18 protein-coding genes are annotated in these 22,298 nt (G+C 41.5%); 10 read left to right on the top strand and 8 right to left on the bottom strand.

The window, feature by feature from the left end; all coding sequences use genetic code 11:
* Window positions 1-2: 2 nt before the first annotated feature.
* The 8 genes from NA23_RS09575 to NA23_RS09610 all read right to left on the bottom strand — a co-directional run bounded on the left by NA23_RS09575 (window position 3) and on the right by NA23_RS09610 (window position 8,423).
* Window positions 3-335 (bottom strand): hypothetical protein, encoded by a 333-nt coding sequence (locus NA23_RS09575; protein ID WP_033191724.1) that lies wholly within the window; start codon window positions 333-335, stop codon window positions 3-5.
* Window positions 336-339: 4 nt separating this feature from the next.
* Window positions 340-1,725 carry a ribosome biogenesis GTPase Der gene (der, locus tag NA23_RS09580; protein WP_090222195.1) on the bottom strand — a complete coding sequence of 462 codons (1,386 nt, stop codon included), beginning with the start codon at window positions 1,723-1,725 and terminating at the stop codon, window positions 340-342.
* On the bottom strand, window positions 1,679-4,279 hold the full coding sequence (gene ispH / locus NA23_RS09585; RefSeq protein ID WP_033191723.1) for a 4-hydroxy-3-methylbut-2-enyl diphosphate reductase: 2,601 nt from the start codon (window positions 4,277-4,279) through the stop codon (window positions 1,679-1,681). Before ispH ends, der begins: the two co-directional genes overlap by 47 nt.
* A 25-nt stretch (window positions 4,280-4,304) precedes the next feature.
* Window positions 4,305-4,970: a (d)CMP kinase gene (gene cmk / locus NA23_RS09590; RefSeq protein WP_033191722.1), complete on the bottom strand. Its 666-nt coding sequence runs from the start codon at window positions 4,968-4,970 to the stop codon at window positions 4,305-4,307.
* Between the two features lie 4 nt (window positions 4,971-4,974).
* Window positions 4,975-5,304, bottom strand: a complete 330-nt coding sequence (locus NA23_RS09595; protein WP_090222193.1) for an STAS domain-containing protein — start codon at window positions 5,302-5,304, stop codon at window positions 4,975-4,977.
* A gap of 36 nt (window positions 5,305-5,340) precedes the next feature.
* The gene (gene aspS / locus NA23_RS09600) at window positions 5,341-7,065 is read right to left on the bottom strand and encodes an aspartate--tRNA ligase (protein WP_033191720.1); all 1,725 of its coding nucleotides are present in this window, start codon (window positions 7,063-7,065) and stop codon (window positions 5,341-5,343) included.
* Window positions 7,066-7,095: 30 nt separating this feature from the next.
* Window positions 7,096-7,749, bottom strand: coding sequence for a fructose-6-phosphate aldolase (gene fsa / locus NA23_RS09605; RefSeq protein ID WP_033191719.1), 654 nt, complete (start codon window positions 7,747-7,749; stop codon window positions 7,096-7,098).
* 89 nt (window positions 7,750-7,838) lie between these two features.
* A complete protein-coding gene (locus NA23_RS09610; RefSeq protein WP_052107149.1) occupies window positions 7,839-8,423 on the bottom strand; it encodes a flavin reductase family protein in 585 nt (194 codons plus the stop codon).
* Between the two features lie 121 nt (window positions 8,424-8,544).
* On the opposite strand from NA23_RS09610, the gene gatA reads away from it, so the two are divergent.
* From gatA to fliJ, 10 genes are read left to right on the top strand one after another with little or no spacing between them, the layout of a single operon-like run.
* Window positions 8,545-9,930, top strand: coding sequence for an Asp-tRNA(Asn)/Glu-tRNA(Gln) amidotransferase subunit GatA (gatA, locus tag NA23_RS09615; RefSeq protein WP_033191718.1), 1,386 nt, complete (start codon window positions 8,545-8,547; stop codon window positions 9,928-9,930).
* 27 nt (window positions 9,931-9,957) lie between these two features.
* Window positions 9,958-11,397, top strand: a complete 1,440-nt coding sequence (gene gatB / locus NA23_RS09620) for an Asp-tRNA(Asn)/Glu-tRNA(Gln) amidotransferase subunit GatB (RefSeq protein ID WP_033191717.1) — start codon at window positions 9,958-9,960, stop codon at window positions 11,395-11,397.
* 18 nt (window positions 11,398-11,415) lie between these two features.
* A complete protein-coding gene (locus NA23_RS09625; RefSeq protein ID WP_236938367.1) occupies window positions 11,416-12,339 on the top strand; it encodes a hypothetical protein in 924 nt (307 codons plus the stop codon).
* Between the two features lie 35 nt (window positions 12,340-12,374).
* Window positions 12,375-13,496 carry a radical SAM family heme chaperone HemW gene (hemW, locus tag NA23_RS09630; protein ID WP_033191715.1) on the top strand — a complete coding sequence of 374 codons (1,122 nt, stop codon included), beginning with the start codon at window positions 12,375-12,377 and terminating at the stop codon, window positions 13,494-13,496.
* Window positions 13,493-14,611, top strand: coding sequence for an FtsW/RodA/SpoVE family cell cycle protein (locus NA23_RS09635; RefSeq protein WP_052107148.1), 1,119 nt, complete (start codon window positions 13,493-13,495; stop codon window positions 14,609-14,611). The genes hemW and NA23_RS09635 overlap by 4 nt, the downstream gene beginning before the upstream one ends.
* A 3-nt stretch (window positions 14,612-14,614) precedes the next feature.
* Window positions 14,615-15,667: a UDP-N-acetylglucosamine--N-acetylmuramyl-(pentapeptide) pyrophosphoryl-undecaprenol N-acetylglucosamine transferase gene (locus tag NA23_RS09640; protein WP_033191714.1), complete on the top strand. Its 1,053-nt coding sequence runs from the start codon at window positions 14,615-14,617 to the stop codon at window positions 15,665-15,667.
* 42 nt (window positions 15,668-15,709) lie between these two features.
* The gene (gene murC / locus NA23_RS09645) at window positions 15,710-17,053 is read left to right on the top strand and encodes a UDP-N-acetylmuramate--L-alanine ligase (protein ID WP_052107147.1); all 1,344 of its coding nucleotides are present in this window, start codon (window positions 15,710-15,712) and stop codon (window positions 17,051-17,053) included.
* A 56-nt stretch (window positions 17,054-17,109) separates the two neighbouring features.
* A complete protein-coding gene (gene smc / locus NA23_RS09650; RefSeq protein ID WP_033191713.1) occupies window positions 17,110-20,604 on the top strand; it encodes a chromosome segregation protein SMC in 3,495 nt (1,164 codons plus the stop codon).
* A complete protein-coding gene (locus NA23_RS09655) occupies window positions 20,601-21,827 on the top strand; it encodes a PAS domain-containing protein (RefSeq protein ID WP_033191712.1) in 1,227 nt (408 codons plus the stop codon). Before smc ends, NA23_RS09655 begins: the two co-directional genes overlap by 4 nt.
* A gap of 17 nt (window positions 21,828-21,844) precedes the next feature.
* Window positions 21,845-22,288, top strand: coding sequence for a flagellar export protein FliJ (gene fliJ / locus NA23_RS09660; protein WP_033191711.1), 444 nt, complete (start codon window positions 21,845-21,847; stop codon window positions 22,286-22,288).
* The last annotated feature ends 10 nt before the right edge of the window (window positions 22,289-22,298 follow it).

Below are 22,298 nucleotides of genomic sequence, written 5' to 3' on the forward strand. Positions count from 1 at the left end.
TCTCACACCTTCCCATCGCTTGTATCCATCTGATTCAAAATTTTCAATCTGTCGGGATTTTCGTAGTTCAAACAACATCCGCTTCCAAAGAGCCTAATTTCAAGTTTTTGAGCTTCTTCGTACGCGTTTATCTCTTCGAATTTACTGCAGAGGTTATCTTCCGTTAAGTATTTGCACTGGTTTTTCTCATAGTCCCATTCGCCGTAGTAACAAACGGTGTGCCTACAACACCAACCACACTTCACACACGGCGGGCACGCCGTTTGTTTTGCCTCATTCAGCATCTGTTCAAGTGCGCCTAAGAATTCGTCTGATAAAGGCTCAGAGTTACCCATAAGTTTATTCTCTCTCCTTGAATTTCAAAAATATCGGAGCACCAGTAAACGGATCGACCTGCTCTCTTATTGTTTTTCTTATCGCGTTTTGGAAACTCTCAGGCACTTCTAATTTATTCACAAAGAATAAAAACGTTGGTGGTCGAATATCTACTTGTAATCCGTAGTAGAGTTTCAGTCCATGAGGTGGTCGGGCTATCATCCTTTGAATGGCGGCATTCACAGCACTTGTTGGTACCCTTCTGTGTAGTGAATCGTAAGCGGTGTTTATAGACCTTACGAGTTCCTTGTAGCCCACGTGGTTTATCGCACTCGTAAAGACAACAGGTGCAAAGTCAACAAAATACAATTTTTCGCTGAACTGGTCCATAAAATCTTTGACCCTTTTATCCGCATGTTTGATCAAGTCCCACTTGTTGAAAACAACGACGATGCCTTTACCATTCTTCTCAGCAAGCCCTGCTATTCTCTGGTCTTGTCTTGTTATACCCTCCGTCGAGTCGATAACTAAAACTACCACATCGGAGCGTTCTATTGCGTCTATAGTTCTGAACGTGCTCACACGTTCTATGAAGTCTTCAATTCTACTCTTTTTCCTCAATCCAGCAGTATCAACAAAGAGGTAGTTTTTATCCCCGATTTTGACGATCTCATCTATTGTATCGCGTGTTGTTCCTGCTATCGGTGTTACAAGTGCACGCTCTTCCTTTACGATCATATTGAAAAGGGAAGACTTGCCAGCGTTTGGTCTACCAACGATTGCTACTCTTATGAGATTCTCCAACTTCGGTGCACTGCTCAAATCGTATCCTTTCTCTTCAAGCTTTGAGATGATCAATTCTACCAATTCGTCGAGGTTTTTGCTCTGTTCTGCGGAAACAGGGAAAGGTTCACCAAATCCCAAACTGAAAAGCTCGGGATAAACCTTTGAGTAGTTCTTTTCGCTCTCTGATTTGTTAGCTACTAAGATAACGTCTACCCCAGATTTTCTAAGCATATCGGCGATAGTATGATCTTCGGAAGAAAGTCCATTCTTTCCGTCTACCACAAAGAGTATCAAATCGCTTTCTTGCAGAGCCTTGAGCGTGAATTCTCTACTCTTTTCGTAGATCTCGTCTTCTTTTCCTTCAAAGATTCCGCACGTATCAACAAGCTGGAACGTTTTGTCAAAATAGACGACGCGGTCAACGACCGCGTCCCTGGTTGTTCCTCGCTCGTCCGCAACTATTGATTTCTTTTTGCCGATAAGCTTGTTGAAGAGCGTTGATTTTCCAACATTGCTTTTACCAACTATCAGCACCGTTGGTAACTTGTTTGTGGTGAACGATTTATTTGTCTGACCTTCAGTCTTTACTTGCTCCCCTTTCTGGTTCTTCGGATTCAACAGCATTCTCCAATTTTCCCTCCATACTCACTTGAGCTGTACCTTTTTGTTCTTCGTCTTTTGCTGTTTTCAAAGCAATTTCGTCATCGTGTGCTTTAGGACTTACAATGATTTTGTAAATATCTTTTTGTGGTTCAAGTTTGATGATTTTTCCGCTTACTTCGTCGCCTATGTTTAACGTTTCGTAGACTTGTGTTTTCGGTATGTACACTTCAACGCCTTCACAAAGACCGATGTAGCCTTTATCTAGGACTTTGATAATCTTTGCGCTTACCGTATCTCCTTCTTTGTGATTTTTGGCAAATTTCTCCCATGGGTTTTCTTTTGCTCTTCGGATGCTGACCTTGATCTTTTTATTTTCTTTGTCGATTGAGAGTATCTGGAATTTCACTTGTTCTCCTTCTTTTACAACCTCTTCTATTTTATCGACGAAGTTCCAGCATATTTCTGAAATGTTGCAAAAACCCGTTATATTTGGTTCAAGCTCGACGATAACTCCGTTTGGAAGTACCTTTACAACCTTACCAGTAGCAATGCTTCCTTCCGGATATTTTTCCGCAACCTTGTCCCACGGGTTTCCCTCAACGGATTTGTAGCTAAGCAGAATTCTTCTTTTCTCAGGAACGATTTCAAGTATTTGCAATTTAACCGCATCGCCAACGGCAACAACGTCAGTGACTTTTCCGGGTTTGCCCCAGAAGATTTCTGATATGGGCACGAGACCTTCAATACCATCATCAATCTTTGCAAAGAAACCGAACGGCTTTATCGATGTGACGATACCTGTAACTTGCTGTCCTACTTGGAATTTCTTAGTCACATTTTCCCATGGATCTGGCATCAGAGCTTTTAAACTTAGCGTTATTCTTTTTCTTGTTGGGTCGATTTCTTTGATTTGCAATTTTACGGTTTTACCAACTGAAAGTACGTCTGATGCCTTGGCATTCGTGTTGTAAGAAACTTCCTGATTTGGCAGGAAACCAGTCAAAACACCACCGATTTTGACAAATGCACCACGTTCATCGATGTTTTCAACAATACCTTCGACAACGTCACCTTGTTTTTTCGTTTGGAAGAATTCTTCAACAAGTTTTTGGAAAAGCTTTTTTCTTGAAACGACGATGTTGGTCTTTCTTCCGCGCTGCTCAAAATTAATGACTGCAAAGTGCATCTTTTCCCTTGGTAATTCTTCACCTTCCTTTAAATTAGATTCACTACCTGGAAGGAACGCTTCCACAACGTTTTCAAGAAGAACTCTGTATCCACCTTTTATCCTTTCAAGGATCCTACCTGTGACAGTCTTTCCCTCGTTGAATGCGTTTAATATATCTTCCATAACTTTTCTTTGCATCGGCTTTTTCTCAGAAAGAATGGCAGTTCCTTCTTCCTCGTTGAATTTTTCTATCCTAACAAGGATTTTCTGCCCCACTTTGTATTCAGAAAGGTCTCTGTAAAGCTCTTCAAGTGGTACAACACCTGTGCCCTTCCATCCAAAATCTACGTTTAATCCCGTTGGCGTAACCTCAGTCACGGTACCTTCAACTACGCGCCCCTTCCCCACGCGATTCTGTTCCATAGCCTTTTCAGATTCGTTGAGGAGTTCTTCAAAAGAAGGTTCTAAGTTTTCTTTTGACTCTTCAAAGTTTTCCTGCCCTTCCTGGACAGCGTTGTTGAGTTTCTCAAATTCCGCCATGAAAAGTTCCCTCCCACCGTATTTTTCAAGTATGTATTTGACGATGTTGCTAACATCGCTATTCGATGTTGAAGTACCACTTAAAATGCCAATCTTTGAACTGGAACTTGAAAGGGTCTCCAAAAGCTCAGCATCAGTAGAAATTACATGTTTAAATTCTTCAAGGTCTTCAATATGTATTGCTTTTGCATTGCCTTGCTGGTAAGCGATTTCGTAAAGCTTCTTTGTATTTGAACTGTTCTTTCCACCGACAACGATGACTAAGTCGCATTTTTCTCCAAAGACTTTGGCAAATTTTTCTCGCTCAATAGTGACATTGCATATGGTATTGTAACTGACAATTTGGCAATCCGGGTTTAGTGTTTTCATCAATTCTATGAATTTTTCATACCCTTCCTTTGAACTCGTTGTTTGACTAATAACTGCCCACTTTCCTGGTTCAAGGCGAACTGGGGTCTTGGTGATTATGGAATCCTCAACATGCCCTTTTAGTGCTACCATTTCCGCATGTTGCGGGTTACCATAGGCAACGATTCTAAATCCATCGCTTCTAAGCTTTTCAGCAAGCTTAAATACGTTTAAAACTATAGGACATGTTAAGTCTACTATCTTAAATTGCTGCGAAAGCTCTTTTATTGTCTTCGGAGGTAAGCCATGTGCTCTGACAGCAAAAATCTCACCAACGGAACTTACATTGTCCTGTGTTTTCAAACCAAGTTCCTTAAGGTGCAACATTACGTTCTTGTTGTGCACTATCTCGCCATCTGTGAGAACACTTCTTCCTTCCCGAAGTAGTTGTTCAACCTTCTCAACGGCTCTTTCAACACCAAAACAAAATCCAACAGGACCGATAAAAATTTCTGGCATGGAAATTTTTCTCCTTTGCCATTTTTTACCTTGTTAATTTACATCGCTCTTTAACGATTTCTAATATTTTCTCCACCACTTCCTCAACGCTCAGGTTCGAAGAATCGATCTCAATAGCATCCTCTGCTTTGACCAAAGGGGCTATCTCTCTGGAAGAATCTAGTTTGTCTCGTTCTATTATCTGTCGAAGGAGTTCGTCGTAACTCACTTCCAAACCTTTCATTTTGAGTTCTTCGTATCTTCTCTTTGCCCTAACTTCTGGCGAAGCGACTAGGAATATTTTAACTTGCGCATCCGGCATGACGACGGTACCGATATCACGACCTTCTGCAACGATGCTTCTGTTTGCACAGATCTCTTTTTGCAGCTTTGTCAAAAATTTCCTCACTACGGGGCTTGCCCCGTACTGGGAAGCGTAAACACCCGCTTGAGCAGTTCTGATCTCATCTCCTATTTTCTTGCCGTTCAAATAGTACTCCCCATCTTTGTATTCGATTGAAACTTCGTTAAGTATTTTTTCGATTTCTTCAGTTGAATCAGGATTTACACCGCAGTTATGTAAGTAAAGTCCAACGATACGATACATTGCCCCTGTATCAAGGTACTCAATTCCCAGCCTCTTGGCGAGTTCTCTTGCAACGGTAGTCTTTCCGGAGCCGGCTGGTCCGTCTATTGCTATCTTGCAGTGCAATTTATCATGCCTCCTCAACAGTTTGGACAATTTTGAAGACTCTATCAAGCCTTGTCATTTCAAATATTCTCATAACGGTTTGTTTCAGCGAAGCAAGAACGAGTTCTTTTTCAGCCATTCTGGCATCTTTGTAAAGCGCTACTAAACTACCAAGCCCTGCACTGTCGATGTAGTTAACCTCGGACATATCGAGTACAATCTTTGGTAACTTAGTCTCGGCAATGGCGTCTTTGATGAATTTCTTAACCTCTCCTGAATGATACGCATCTATTTCGCCATGTATAGAGATGATGAGTTTGTCACCTTGTTCCTTTTTCTCAAACTTAATAGCCATACGCACACCTCCCATTTACGCTGAATGTTGCGATATTTACTGCTTTAAGGAAATTCCTAACTCATCGAGTTGCCTTTGTGAAACTGGTGATGGTGCATTTGTTAACAAACACGTTCCGCTCGATGTTTTCGGGAATGCTATAACTTCCCTGATACTGTCAGCACCAGCGGCGATGGTAACCAGTCTGTCCAAACCAAACGCTATTCCACCGTGCGGTGGTACACCGTATTTGAGTGCTTCCAAGAAAAAGCCGAATTTCTCTTCCATTTCTTCTTTCGTCAAACCTATTATATCAAAAACTTTCTCTTGTATATCCTTCCTGTGTATCCTTATACTTCCACCACCGACTTCGAAGCCGTTGATAACCATATCGTACGCATGTGCCCTGATTTTTGAAAGTTCAACGCCGCTTTCTAAATCCTCGACATACGGCATTGTGAATGGATGGTGTCTTGCAACAAATCTGTTTTCTTCTTCACTCCACTCGAGGAATGGGAAGTCTATGATCCACATGGCATCGTAGCCTTCAACTTTGAAGTGTTCTTTTCCTATCTTAAGCCTCAGAGCACCTAATGCTTCGTTCAGTCTTTCCCTGTTGCTGTGGGCTGCAAGGATAAGAACATCCCCTTCTTTCATTTCAAAGGCTTTCGATATTTCAGTGTACTCTTTTTCTAAGTACTTCGCTGTGGTGGAGGTGATTTGACCATTTTCAATCTTAAACCACAGTACACCACCTAAGCCGAATGCTTTCACAAACTCCGAGTATTCGTCTGCTATCTTCCTACTCATCGGTATGTTAGTTTTAAAGCCTTTTACAAACCCTCCGTTATTCAATACATCTGCCACGATTTTGAATTGGGTGTTTGTAAAGTAGTTGGTTAAATCTTGGAGCTCCATCCCGTATCTTCTGTCAGGTTTATCTGAACCGTACTTCTCCATCGCTTCTTCGTATGGTATTCTGTCAAATTTCTCAGGTAGCTGTATCCCTACTTTGGAATATATGTACCGAATGAGGTTTTCCGCAAGTTCCAAGACATCTTCCATGTGGACAAACGACATTTCGATGTCAATTTGCGTGAATTCGGGTTGTCTATCAGCTCTTAGATCTTCATCACGAAAGCATCGTACGATTTGGAAGTATCTATCCATTCCACCGATCATGAGTATCTGCTTGAAAAGTTGTGGGCTCTGAGGGAGAGCGTAGAAGTTCCATTTTTTCAATCTTGAGGGCACGAGGAAATCCCTGGCACCTTCAGGCGTGCTTTTTGTTAAGTATGGCGTTTCGATTTCTAAAAAGCCTTGATTTGTGAGGAATTCTCTCGCATGGAATGCCATTTTGTGCCTGATTATAAGATTATTTGCCATCTTTGGATTTCTGAGGTCTAAGTATCTGTACTTCAAGCGCATTTCTTCAGAAACATCATCACCAGGATAGAACGGCGGAAGTTCAGATTTTGAAAGAATTTCTATCTTTTCAGCAAGAACTTCTATCTCACCTGTTGGATCGGAGGTCACGGCCTCTTTGGGTCTTGCACGGACGGTGCCTTCTACATTGATGACATCTTCTCTGGAAATAGAATTTACAATTGAATAGGCTGGTGAATCAGGGTTCACAACAACTTGCGTTTTACCGTACCTGTCCCTAAGAACGATGAATTTTACACCGCCAAGGTCTCTAATTCTATCAACCCAGCCCGCAAGTTTTACTTGTTTTCCTTCATCTCTTAAGCGAAGCTCCCCACAAGTATGCGAACGATACATCTATTTACCTCCCTTTGTTTTCCATTACTTTTACTTTTTCGAAGCTTTGTACGATTCCCAGTCTTGCAGGAACCGCTTTATTCCAACATCTGTAAGAGGATGTGTGAACATCTTTTTGAGTACTTCAAATGGTACAGTTGCTATGTCCACACCGATAAGTGCAGCCTCAACAACGTGCATCGGATGTCTGATGCTTGCAGCTATCACTTCCGTTTCAAATCCGTAGTTAACAAAAATCTGCATGATCTCTTCCAGTAATTTTATCCCGTCGTTTCCGTTGTCGTCTATTCTTCCAATAAAGGGACTGACGTACGTTGCACCGGCTTTTGCCGCAAGGAGTGCTTGGTTTGCACTGAACACGAGAGTCACATTCGTTCTAATTCCTTCGGCTGATAGGATTTTGACCGCTTTAATTCCGTCTGGTGTCATTGGGATTTTCACTACAACATGGTCATCGATGGAGGCAAGTTTTCTGGCTTCTTCGACCATACCTTCCCAGTTCAACGAGATGACTTCAGCGGAGACAGGCCCTTGAACAAGTTCGCAGATTTCCTTTATCCGCTTTTCAAAATCGGCTCCTTCTTTTGCGATAAGCGTTGGATTTGTTGTAACTCCATCGACAATACCCCATTCGACCCCTTGCCTTATCTCTTCAAGGTTGGCTGTATCAAGGAAAATCTTCATATCAGTTCACCTCCATCAATGCATTTTAGTGATTGCGAAACCTATGCTATGATTATACCACAGTTCTTTTAAGTTTTGAAAGACCAAAGTTATCCTTTTCTATTTTTGTTGATTTCATCGTAGACTTCCTCTTTTCCAAATTTCACACTCTCGCTATTAGCGAATGTGTATCTATCGTTACCGTGGTACAATAGCAATGATTTTGACAAGCCATTTTCGTAGTAAGACTTGTCGTAGTGTATTCCAAGTATTTCTCCAACATAGAGAATATGGTCGCCGTAGGTTCTTGAGTCAACGATTTTACATTCATAACAGGCTATGGCGTTTTCTAAAACAGGTACGGTAGCGACCTTTCCATCGAAATACTTCAAACCGAACGTTTTGACCTTGTCAAGCTCTCTACCCGAAGTTCTACCGACAAAACCAGCGGTCTTGTAGTCTTCGAATTTTAGAAAGTTAACCGAAAATGCGCTACTTTGCTTTAGAAGTTCGTTTGTATACCTTTTCGGTGAAATGAGCACTCCGTAAAGTGGTGGATCAAACGAAAGTTGCGTATGCCAGGCTGCGGACATGAAATTTACTTTCTCACCGGCTTTGACACCTACTATGGCAACGGGGAATGGGTAATGGTAGTAGTATTTACCGCTGCTTGGTTCGAAGATTAACGAGCTCATTAAGACTCCCTCCCGTCGTTTAATTGCCAGTATTTTTGCTTTATTATCAATTCTAACATACAACGGTGCATTTTGTTAAAGATGTGGTATAATTTCCTGAGAAAGCAAGGAGGTGTTCACTTTGGGAGAGAAATTTTTCAACACAGAAGAATTTAAAAAACTAACGCTCAGGCAAGCTTTTGAATTTGCAAAAGATAATCCAGACCTACTTGTGAAAACATCTCTGGAGGTTATCGAGAAAGAAGACAAAGTGCTGAATGCATTTATAAGTGTCAACAAAGAAGCTCCTAGAGGTGTTCCTATCGGAATAAAGGATAACATAAACGTTCAGGGGATAGAAACAACCTGTGCATCGAAAATACTGAAGGGCTACGTGGCTACTTACGATGCTACGGTTGTGAAAAAGCTCAAATCTACAGGTTTTTCTGTTGTCGGAAAGACCAATCTCGATGAATTTGCAATGGGAGCAAGTACCGAATATTCTTCGTTTGGACCAACAAGAAATCCGCATGACATAGAAAGAGTTGCTGGGGGAAGTAGTGGCGGTTCGGCTGCAGCTGTCGCTGCTGGCGAAGTAGTGGCAGCCCTTGGTAGTGATACGGGAGGTTCTATTAGACAGCCGGCAGCCTTTTGCGGTGTTGTCGGCTTTAAACCGTCGTACGGCTTAGTTTCACGTTACGGACTTGTTGCGTTTGCCTCCTCTTTGGACCAGATAGGACCTATCACAAAAACTGTTGAAGATAGCGCTATATTGATGAACATAATCGCTGGAAAAGATGAAAACGATTCTACCACGGTTGAGAGGCAGATAGATTTTACACAATTCATCGGCAAAGAATTGCCGAGGATGAAAATCGCCGTTGCGAAGCAGTCATTTGACGAAGGAGTAGAAGAAGGTGTCAAGCAAAAGCTTGAGGAGTTCGTTAGGTTTGTTGAAAATTTCGGACATTCTGTGGAGCTCGTCGATATAGACGAGATCAAATATTCCGTTGCGACGTATTACATAATCGCACCATCGGAAGTAAGCTCAAATTTATCTAGATTTGATGGGGTGAAATACGGTCTAAGAATATCAGCGGAAGGACTAAGGGAGATGTACGAAAAGACTAGAGGGATAGGCTTTGGGGATGAGGTTAAAAGGAGGATACTCATAGGAACGTTCACATTGAGCGCAGCCTATTACGATGCATATTTTGAAAAGGCCCAGAAGGTGCGAAGGAAAATAGCCATGAAGCTCAACAACGTCTTCGAACAGTACGATTTTATCGTTACTCCAACTTCCCCTATCGTTGCTTTCAAAATAGGTTCTGTAAGTGACCCGCTTGTTTATTATATGATGGACATATTCACAATTCCTGCGAATCTTGCAGGTTTACCTGCCATCAGCGTGCCATTTGGCAAGGTAGGACATCTTCCAGTGGGAATCCAAATAATGGGACCAAGGTTTTCCGATGCCAAGGTCTTAGGTTTCGCTGACCAGATTGAAAGGCATTTGAAGGATAAGTAATTATAACCGAGGAGGTTGAATGAGAGCATGGATAAACTAGATAGATATAAGCCCGTTATAGGTCTTGAGATACATGTTCAGTTAAGTACCAAGACGAAGGCATTCTGCAGTTGTAATGCAGATGTGTTCGATTTGGAACCGAACACTTCGATATGTCCGGTTTGTACAGGTCAACCTGGGGCATTGCCTGTGCCGTCTTTAGAGATGTTTGAATTGGGAGTTAAGCTGGGATTGGCTCTGAATTGCAAGATAAACAAATATTCGAGATTCGATAGAAAAAATTACTTCTATCCTGATTTGCCGAAAGGCTATCAGATTACGCAATTTTTCTACCCGCTTGCAGAATACGGATTTTTGGAAGTTGAAGGTAAAAAGGTCCGAATAAGAAGAATACACTTAGAGGAAGATGCAGGAAAGCTTATGCATGCTGGTGATAATATCACCGAAGCTGACTACTCACTCGTAGATATGAACAGGTGTGGTGTTCCGTTGGCTGAGATTGTCACAGAACCCGATATAGAATCGCCTGAGCAGGCAAGAATATTTATGGAAAAGCTTAGAAGTATCTTGAGGTACATCGGTGTCAGCAGTGGCGATATGGAAAAAGGTGCTATGCGCTGTGATGCAAACATCTCTGTATTAGACACCTTAACAGGAAGGCAGAGCAACAAAGTAGAAGTGAAGAACATGAACTCGTTTAGATTCGTTGAAAAGGCGCTTGAGTACGAATACGAACGCATCGTAGAGCTCATGGAAAAGGGTTTGGAAGTGGAGAGAGAAACAAGAGGATGGAATTTGAATACAAAGACAACGGTCAGCATGAGAAGTAAAGAAGAAGCGCACGATTACAGGTACTTTCCAGAACCAGATATACCTCCTGTATTACTTGAGGATGAATTCATTGAGCAAATTAAATCAACGATCGGTGAACTACCTGAACAAAGACTTCGCAGGTTCGTTGAAAATTATGGGCTGAACGCAAAAGAAGCGTGGGCATTGGTTGAGGATAAAGAGGTTGGTGATTTGTACGAAGAAGCAGTTAAAAAGAGTGGAGAGCCAAAGGAAGTTGCCAACTGGTTTTTAACTGAGCTCTTCAGACTGTACAGTGAGCACGAACCAGAAAAGCTACACGTAAACGCTGATACATTTGCGCAAATTATCGGCTTGGTGAAAGATGGCACTATTTCAAGAAACATGGCAAAAGAGGTGTTCCAAGAATCCGTTCTCACAGGTAAGATGCCAAAACAGATAGTTGAAGAAAAGGGTTTAAGACAAGTTGACGATGCATCGTTGATAGAAGAGATTGCAAAGAAGGTCATCGAAAGCCATCCAAAAGAGGTTGAAACCTTCAAAGCGGGAAAAGAGGGTCTCTTCGGTTTCTTTGTTGGACAAGTTATGAAGGAACTAAAAGGAAAGGCCAATCCTAAAACCGTAAACGAGGTACTGAACAGACTACTGAAAGGATGAGTCGGGAAGGGAACGCGTTTGACAAAGCTTGAGGGGGGAACTGGGATGTTTGGAAAGAGGCAGCTAAGGAAGTTGCTAACAGTTGGTGTATTCTTGTTTCTCTTTTTCACAGTAGCTTTTGGAGATTTAATGGAAGATATTACCAATATTGTGAAAGGCATAAGTCCTGAAATACATGGGATGTACAATGCACTTTCGCTGAATATGTGGAATGCATCACTAATTTACGAAGACTCCAAGCTGGCAATAGGATTAAGACTGCACGATGAAAGTACCAGAAGCGAATCGTACAAACTGGGATTCATAACGATGAAACGGCCGGTTGACAAAAGCTATTTCAACTTTATGGCTTTTGTCGGGCAAGTGCATGGTGTTGCACTAACGATTGGGTACGAGAGCTATTCGATACCTGTCACGGGATTTGAAAAAACGTACTACATCTCTACAAACCAAGTCCTGCAGTCAGAATACTCAAAGACTTGGTTGTCATTGCCAAGTATTCCATTAGGTGAAACGGTTATAGGGCCGTTTGCGTTAAACTATGAAGGCTTCTCACTTTCAAAACTGGGAAATGAAGAACCGAAAATTGAAATAAACATAAAGAGAGGTTATGCGTTGATCGATACGCTACCTCTTAGCTTTGTTCAAATTGGTGGTATATACTCATTTGGCATGTTCTTGTTTGCGGATAAGTCGCTTGAGCAGGGAGCAATCGTGAACTTAGGTTGGGATTTTGACGAGGGCAGATTGGTAGGTGTCCTTGGTGGGAGATTATTTATAGACTTCCAGGATTTCAGATTTTTCTTTGCAACGTTTGGAACGTACATCCCGTCGTCGCAAAACGTCAAATACGGTGTCTGGTTTAGGTTTCTCTCACCGATATCAGGAGATTTGATAATTCAGAATAACGTGGCTTACTTCAAATTAAGATTTTCTGAATGACTTGAATAAACAACTCGGAGAGGCTGAGTATACCGATGCATTTTAAGAAAGTTCAAGATGGTTTAGGTGTCTATATCCATATTCCATTTTGCAAAAGTCGCTGTGTATACTGTGATTTCGTGAGTTATCTGGATAAGAACTATGATGAATACACCGATTACCTGTTGAGAGAGATAGATATGTATAAAGAATACCTCGGTCAAGGTGTTGCGACTTTATACGTAGGTGGTGGTACTCCGAGTATCCTTCCGGTCCAGAACCTTGCAAGGATCGTCAAATCACTAATCGTTTATTCTAAAAACAATTCCTTTGAAGAGTTTACAATTGAAGTAAATCCCGATTCATTTGATGTAAACTTAGCAGTAGAGTATAAAGCGCTTGGCGTGAACAGATTGAGCATGGGATTGCAGAGCACGGATGATACGGTGCTTAAAAAATCAGGAAGACTGTACGATTTTGAGACTTTTTTAAGAAAGTACGACATAGCTCGAAGGTACTTTGACAATGTAAATGTGGATTTTATCGTTGGATTACCTGGAGAAACGTGGGGAACGATACAGGAAAATGTTCGTTTTGTCAGCGAGTTTGTACCTGACCACGTTTCGGTTTATATGTTGGAGGTCCATTCCGAGAATGGTGCTGGGATACTTAAAAAGCCAGATGAACAGGCATTTCAGAGGTATGACGAGTTCTTAAATTCACTGAAAGCTCTTGGATACGAACGATACGAGATTTCTAATTTCACTATCAACGGAAAATATTGCCTCCACAATTTAAAATACTGGTTCAATGTAGATTACATAGGTCTTGGCGTTGCGGCAGGTGGTCACATTGGTTTTCTGAGGTATAATAACTTCGAGCGGTTAAACGATTATTTTTTAGCTATTTCCGAGGGCCGACTACCGAGGTCCTACGAAGTATTCAATTCACCCGAGAGAGAGGCATTGGAAACGTTGTTTATGTCACTAAGAACGAAATGGGGTTCTGACATAGAGTATTTGAAACGTAAGACAGGTGTGGAATTTACAGATGTGTTGGAAGTCCTTAAGAGAAAATTTGATTTCTTCGATGGTCAAAAGCTTACCGAAAAAGGTATGGATTTTAGCAATCTTTTCTTTGTGACACTTCTTAGCGTGTGGGAGGAGTATTTCAAGTGAGGACAGAACTCAAAGTTACGATAGTTACCTATCTGATATTGTTCGTGGTTGGAGCAATTGCGATGTACAGTTTAGACATAGCAAAAGAGCAAGTTTTTAACACTTCAAGCAATTTTTTCGTGAAACATTTGGTTACAATGGGTGTTAGCTTGTTCCTCATGCTCCTTGTGAAGAATATACCATTTAGTTTTTACGAAAGGAACGATAAATGGCTTTATCTGGCGGGTATAATCTTGCTGGTTGCAGTCTTTGCATTTCCACCCATAAATGGTGCGCACAGGTGGTTACACATTGGCGGATTCACAGTTCAGCCCTCTGAGTTTGCTAAGATAATCCTCATATTGTACTTGTCAATTTACGTTAAGAAGCATAAAGGGAAGATGTCAGAGTTTTGGACAGGAATGGTTGTACCTATGCTATACGCAATAATATATGTAGGTTTGATTGTTCTTGAGCCGAATTTGAGTACCGCGATGTTCACGTTTTTGATAGCCGTAGTGACTTTATACTACGGAGGCACGAAGCTGAGGTATTTTGTTATCGCTGTTGTGCTAGTAATAGCGCTTGTCATAATAGGTTCTATAACGGGGTTGCTTCACTCTTATCAACTTGGCAGACTGCGTTATTTCTTCAGCGGGGAAATCGCACCGCAAGTTGATATAGCACTGAAAACTCTGAAAAACTCTGGCCCAACCGGTGTTGGAATTGGGAACAGCTGGTTGAAAGTGTACGTCCCTGAAGCGGAAAGTGATTTTGTACTGGCTGTTATTGGTGAAGATTTTGGATTTTTCGGAATACTTCTTGTTTGCATCACCTACTTGTTCCTGAGCTACTCACTTATGAGGTTAGGTAGTTACATCGAAGACATTGCAGTTCGTGTCTTTACTTGGTCTTATGCAACTGTTATACTTTTCCATGTGACAATAAACTTAGGCGTTTTCGCAGGATTCTTCCCTGTAACAGGAATTCCACTGCCGTTTATAAGCACTGGCGGAAGTTCAATGATGGCACTCTTAATTGGCTTTGGTATTATACTCTCGGGCTTGCTCAACACAGGGGAAGGTAAAGAGAATCAAAATAGTGCAAGGTCATCAATAGAAGGAGAGAGTTTGTGAAGTATGGAAAATACGTCTGCATCAAAAAGTAAAGTACTGAAAATCGCAGTAGCTGGTGGTGTTACCGGAGGTCATCTCTATCCGAACCTCGCTGTCTTGGAAGAATTCCAACGCAGAAGGAATATCGAAGTTCTGTATTTCTGCGTTCAGGGGAAGATAGAAGAACGGGTGCTTCCAAAATTTCACCCAGAGTTCAAAAGGTACAGTGTAAAAGTAAAAGGATTGAGAAGGCCTATATTCCATCCAGAAAACTTGGTAAGGTTTTCGAGATTGTTGATTAACTCGGTTAATATAAAAAGGGCTCTTGAGGAATTCGCCCCAGATTTTGTCTATGTATCTGGCGGATATGTAAGTTACCCAGTTGCTCTGGCTGGAAGAAAACTCGGTATTCCTGTTTACGTTCAAGAACAAAACACAATTCCAGGGAAGGCCAATATAACTATCTCAAAATTTGCCAAAAAGATCTTCGTTGCATTTGAGGAGTGTGTAACGAGATTTCCTGATGAGGTGAGGAAAAAGATAAAGGTTACCGGCAATCCCGTATGGACAAGGGAAGGGAGGGTTGAATTACCACGTCCAACAGTTCTTGTCATCGGTGGTAGTGGTGGTAGCGAGTTTCTCAACAAGATTACCTTGGAAGTTTCATGGTTGTTACCAGATGTGCACTTTATACTTTCAACTGGTGGGAAGAAGGTAGAAGGTGAAGTTCCAGCTAACGTTGAGATAGTGGATTACATAGAGAATATGTATGCCTACTGGCGCAGTGTGGACCTTGCGATTACCAGAGCTGGTGCAACGACTATATCAGAGCTCATTTATTTCAACGTCCCTGCAGTGGTGGTACCTTGGGAAGGTGCAACTGAATCGCACCAAGTTACAAACGCTAAGATTATCGAAAGACATGGGTTGGGAGTTATGATGAGAGAAATCGAATACGAACCAGAAAAACTGGCTGATATGATAAGAACATTGATGAAGAAAGGTAGGAATTTCAACGAGCGGGAAAACCCCGCAAAGATAATAGTAGATGAGATAGAAAGTAACATGTCCCTGTAATTCGCAAAAAATGAAATAATCTACAGCATGGAGGCATAGAAGATGGGTTTTGAGGAAAGTAAAAGAGAGAAAAAAGAAAAGATACACTTTATCGGTGTTGGCGGCATTGGGATGAGTGCACAAGCGATGCACGAACATTTCTGTGGAAAAGAAGTCTCAGGAAGCGACCCGTATAGCTCGGAAAGAACACAGTATTTGAGAACCTTGGGTATTAGAGTGTACGATAGACACGAAGAAGGTAACGTAAACGGTGTTGATGAAGTTGTGATGACGCCAGCAGTTTCCAAGGATAATCCTGAATACATTGCCGCAGTTAGAAATAACGTGAAGATAACGATGCGTATAGACCACTTCAGAAGGATCTTAGAACCGTTCAAGGGTTTTGCAGTGACTGGAACAGATGGGAAATCGACAACCACATCGATGCTCGCAAACAGTTTGATAAACCTTGGCGCTGATCCGTACGTTTTCTTAGGCGCACTGCACAATAAATTGGAACATGGGAATTACAGAAAGGGCTCTGAAAAAACAAAAATTGCGGTCTATGAACTCGATGAGAGTCAGCCAGGTTTTGAACAGTTCCGCCCGGAGTATCTTATAATCACAAACATACGTGAGGACCACTTAGAAAATTATCGAGATCTAGAACACTACTACAGTTCGTTTGAAACGCTTATCAAAAATTCAAAATTCGTCGTTACATTTGCAGACGAGGGCAAATACAAAGGTCATGCAACCTTTGGCATATACTCCGGTGATTTTAAGATGGTGGAGCGAAAACAGGAGGGCTTCAGGCAAGTTGTTACGATAATTACGCCTTGGGGTGAGAAGAAACTTTTCCTGCCTGTTCCCGGATATCACAACGCTCTGAACGCTCTTGCGGTTGTCACATTACTGGCGAGCACAGGTTATAACATTGATGATGTATTAAGTTCGTTCCATGATTTTGCACTTCCCGGTAGAAGGTTTAACGTGAGCTACGAAGATCCGAATAGAAGAATTACGGTCGTCGATGACTATGCTCACACGGCAGAGGAAGTTGAGGTGCTCTTGAAGACGGCTAAAGAGGTATATCCTGACAGAAAGGTTGTTGTGATTTTTCAACCACATCGCTACACACGACTGAAAAGGGAAGCCGACCGGTTCAGTAAGGTCCTGCAACTGGCTGATGAAATATACGTTACTGAAGTCTATGGGGCTTTCGAAAGCAAGAACGGAGCGAGTGCAAGGAAAATAGTGGAAGCTATACCAAGGGCTGTCTTTATTGAGCAATTAGACGAGCTAAAGAAGATGACGTTCGAAGACGGAGCGGTTTACATGTTCGTTGGTGCCGGGGATATTTACAACGTATCGCAAGAGATAATAAAGAATCTAAGCGTTCAATGATTCTGTAAGTCCGAATTTTTTGAGTTGGTCCCTGTAAATAATGGGGAGGGTGGTCGGTGGTTTTAAAGGAGATTTTTATCAAGGGATTCAAGTCTTTCGCAGACCCTGTTCGCATAGAGATATCCGATAGAGTAACAGTTGTCGTTGGACCCAATGGTTCCGGGAAGTCGAACGTAGTCGATGCTATCCGCTGGGTGCTCGGTGAACAATCGATGAAAGAAATACGCGCCCAAGAGCGTGAAGACGTAGTATTTTGGGGAAACGAAAAGAGACCACCTGCGCAGTATGCATACGTTGAACTGGTTTTTGAAGACAACGGGAATAAGGTCTCCATCGCAAGGGAACTTTCACGCGATGGAGTGAGTAAATACTTGCTCAATGGCGACGAAGTAAGACTCAAAGATTTAAGAGAACTCCTCATGTCTCACGGGTTTGGCAAAAACCCGTATTCTATTATTGGACAAGGGCAAATAGATAAGATAGTGTCTTCAACTCCCGAGAGTCTGCGTTCAATAATTGAGGAAATCGCAGGGATCGGTATATACAGAGAGAAAAAGAAGGAAGCACTCGCAAAACTCGATGCGACTCAAATAAATTTGAGCAGGATAACCGATGTGCTCTTTGAAGTGGACAAAAATAGAAAATCTCTTTACCTCAAAGCGAAAAGAGCAGAACGTTACCTTGAATATTCTCAGGAATTGGAAAATGTGAAGAGAGAATATTACGGTGGGGTTTATCAAATAGAGACACAAAGACTTGCAGATATGGAAAGCTACTTTAACGAGCTTAATGTTTTGTTAAAAGAAAAGCTGAAAAGGCTTGCTCAGCTGGAAATGAACTGGGCAACCTTACGCGAGGAGTTCAACCAGATAGACGTTGAAATGGAGAGCTACACGAAAACGTTGGAAGAATTTAAAACAAGGGAAGATCAACTAAGGGAGATTAGAGAAAAATTCAGCAAGAAGCTGAACGAATTGGAAAGTAGATACATTGAAACAACAACTCGACTCGATATGTTGACCGATGAAGCAAATTCGTTGAAGAACAGATACGAAGAAATAAAACTTATAGTTTCCAAGATAACAGAGGAACTGAATGAAAAAGAAGAAGAGCTTTCCAAACTCGAAAAAGAGAAAAGTGAAATATACACTCAGTATTCCGAACAGGAAAAAGAGATACTCAAGAAGAAGCAAGAGTACGAAGAAACAGAAAGAACGCTTTCAAGAATCCACAACGAGATAATTCGGTTGAATGAAAGTAACCAAGACATCAAGCATAGGCTTGAGATGATTCAGAGCCAAAGAACATCGAAGGAGACCAGAAAGCAGGAGTTAGAAGAAGAAATAAACGACCTTGAGAAGCATTTGCTTGAAATTGTGGAGAAAGAGAACGAACTTGTTAAGGAGTTAGAACTTGCTAAAAGTTCATTGGAAGAGTACAATCAAAGCAAAGAACAAAAGGTTCGACAGTTGGACGCAATTGTGCGAAGACAAAAAGAAGTCCAAGCGGAAATCGATGTGCTGAACAGACAGATTTCGGAATATCAAGGGTTTGGCTATTCGATCCGGAAGATTTTCGAAAATAAAGACGTGTTCAAAGGTTTAATCGACGTTGTTGCCAATCTCATTGACTTTGATAAATCGCTTTCTGTAGCGTATGAGACGCTTTTAGGAGGAGCTGTCCAGCACGTTGTTGTAAAAACGGCGGAAGATGCAAAACAGATAATCGAATTCTTGAAAGCCGGAGAATACGGACGTGCCACGTTCATACCTCTTGATCTGATCGATGCCTCGTTTTCACCTATAAACGGAATCGAACGTGAACCAGGATTCATCGGATATGCTGCAAATCTTGTGAGTGTATCAGCTGAGTATAAGAATTTGCCACTTTATCTTTTTGGTAACGATATCATCGTAAAGGATATCGATTGTGCCATAGAAATAAAGCGTAAATACGATATTAGGTCGAGAATCGTCACGTTAGATGGCGAGCTCATCTCTGGAAGAGGCTCAATCAGCGGTGGGAAGGCGAAAGAAGATTATTCAAATTCGCTCATAGCAAGAAAAGTAAGATTAAAAACGCTACAAGAGGAACTTGACGGGCTAGTTAGTGAGAAAGGAAAAATTGAAAAAGAAATTGATGCAATACAAAGTGAGATTAAACAACTTCAAGAGAGCATGGGAGTAATAAGGGAAGAACTGGCAAGTGTGTCGAGCAAATCACTTTCATCAAAGCGCGTGCTCGAAGAGCTTCAAAAGGCACTCAAAGACGTTTCGAACGAGCTTGCGGATTTGGTAAAGCTCGAAGCTGAATACAACGGGAAGTACGAAGGAAACCTCGCAAGAGTTGAGTACCTCGAACAGGAAAGTAAGAATTTAGAAGAGAAGCGGAAGGTTTTGCAAGCTGATGTCAGCGAATTTTCAAAAGAACTCGAAGAGCACAGGAAGAAGTTGGAGACACTGAACGAGCATATCGCTACACTGCGCGCTGAAATTAAGAATCTCGCTGAAAGGAAGCTCCAATACACCGCTGAAAACGACAGAATAAGTAGCAGGCTATATGAAATCGCCAAAGAAGTCGCCGACGCCAAATACAGTATATCTCAGCTCGAACAGGAGATAAACGAAACTAAGAACTTTCTTATAGAAAACGAAAGAGAACTTGAAAGTCTGAAAGCAACAGCCCAGGATATTTTCACAAGTATAAGGGAAAGGAAAACCGGAAAAGAAGAAAAACTTCAACAACTCCAGATATTAGAAGAAGACATTAGCAAGTTGAAAAACGAAATAGAATCCACAAGGGAAAGAATCCACGAAACTGATTTGAGATTGCAAGAGATCAGATTCAGGATTTCTAATGTTCCTGAGGAATACAGGAATCCTGTGGAAATTGAACCTGAGAAATTGGATGAACTTGCACAACAAATGAAAGAACTGGAAAACAAAATAAAAATGCTTGGCGCAGTCGACTTGAGCGCTATTGATGAGTACAAAGCGGTTGAAAACGAGTACAACGAACTTGTTAAGCAGAAATTGGACTTGGAAGAGGCGAAAAGGAAACTGGAAGAGCTCATTGAACAAACGGACATTCAAGCAAGGGAGCAGTTCTTAACTACCTACAACAGAATCAATGCAGCCTTCAAAAGTTACATAGAGAATCTCTTCTACGGTGGTACAGGGAGCATGAGATTAATAGACGATGGGAATATATTTGAATCAGGGATAGAAATTGTAGTTTCAAAAGCAGGTAAGAAAGTTCAAAAACTTCAACTGCTCTCTGGTGGGGAAAAAGCGCTCGTTGGCATTGCACTCATCATGGCGATGCTTGAGTCGAACAAGGGTGTTTTTTACGTGCTTGATGAAGTGGACGCACCGCTTGATGATTACAATTCTGAGAAATTCAGAAGGCTGTTACAGCAACAGAACTCACAGTTCATAGTTATAACTCACAATAAGTTGATTATGGAAGCTGGAGATATCGTGCATGGAGTAACCATGGTCGATGGGGTTTCAAAAATCATTCAAGTAAAGATGGAGGAGGTAACAGCATGAGGTACTTGTACTTCTTACAACAGTTTTTCGAAAGACTTCCAGCACCCGCGTTCATTAAAGACAATAAAGGACGTTACTTGTGGATAAATAAAGAACTTGAAAATGCTCTGGGGCTGCCGGAAGAGAAGATCGTTGGAAAGCTGGAAAGTGAAATTCTGGGAATTGAGGAGATTGAAGAAATTGACAGGAAGGTTAAAAGAACGAGAAGAAACCACTCGCACAAGATAGTCTACAACGGAAGGTACTATAACATTCAGCGAATGCCTATAAGACTTGGAGACGGTAATTATGGAGTTGCTGGTGTTATGTTTGACATCACTCAAAAAGTTCTTGAACAGACGCTTTATAAACTTCTCACTTTTGTCGAGGAGAAAATCATGGAAGCTTTAGGTGAGGCAGATGGAGACATAGTTACGTTTGTGACTTCTTTTTCCAGAAAGTTCCATGCGCAGTATCCACACATCGCTGTTGTTCTTTTAATGGACAACGAGTATCTTATTGGTACAAACGACGAAAAGCTCATAGAGAAAGCAAAAGAAATCGATGAGGTTAAGACTTTTGTTTACGACAAAAAAACTTATCAGGTCGTTCCTATCGACCGGTTTAAATTTGTTGTGCACGTACCAGAACATTACGTAAGCATGGCAAAGGCGTTAGCAGGATTCCTTGGTTCTTATGTGCTCGCAGCACTTAAAGTGCTAGAAAGCCAAAGGGTCTACAAGGATGTTATTGAAAAGTTAAACTCGATAACAAAGCTCATAGAACTCTGGAACGAAACACAGTCGCTGGAAGAATACCTCAAGATTATGCTTGATGAACTTGTGAAAGTCATTCCGGAAACCCAAAAAGCCTCAGTATGGCTTTTGGAAGGCGACGATTACAAATGCGTTGCCGTTTATAATTATGGCGACGAAGTCAAGAACCTTGTCATCAAGGCTTCGGAAGACAGCTACGGACCACGTATTGGTGAAAATAAAGTTGTGGAGTTTTTGGATGCTTACAAATTCAATAGAGAGAGTAAGTACAAAGACCTATGGGAAAAGTCGGGAGTTACCTCTCCAAACTTCATACCACTGGTTGGTAGTGTCAAAGTTGGAGATAAGAAAATAATTATAATATCGCTCGATAACTTTGAAGGCAAGCGGTTCTCTGAAGCAAGTAAAAAGATTTTGCAGATCTTTGTTGAACTGCTCTCGACATTTTTATCTTCTAAGGAAAAATAAAAGGAGAGCAGAGAGAATTGCCGTTCAGACTGGAAAAGTTACTTTCGTTAAGGCAAAAGGAAGAAGAAGCTCTAAAAAACGAGCTTAATAAAGTAAGAGTAGAGATAAGAAGGCTGGAAGAAGAAATAGAAGAAGTTAAGAATTCGAAAAGATTTACCGAAGAGCAACTTCGCACCGGCGTCCAAACTGGTGCGCAAGTTGCTTTTTTAATGTACTTGATACATATGTACGATGAGCATTTGAAAAAGCTCAATCTAAAGTTGTCTAACCTGCGTAAGATTGAGGAAGAGACTTTAAGAGCATATCTTGAGAAACGAACTGAGCGAAGGAGTTTTGAAAAGCTTAAGGAAAGGTATCTCAGGGCACAGCTGATAGAGGCTGACCGCAAGGAGAGGATTATCATAGATGAAGTTGCTCTTCAAAAATACATACGAAATTTGGAAGGGCAGGTGCGTGAGTGACGGAGAGGGG

Source organism: Fervidobacterium islandicum (genome assembly GCF_000767275.3).
Lineage (GTDB): Bacteria > Thermotogota > Thermotogae > Thermotogales > Fervidobacteriaceae > Fervidobacterium > Fervidobacterium islandicum.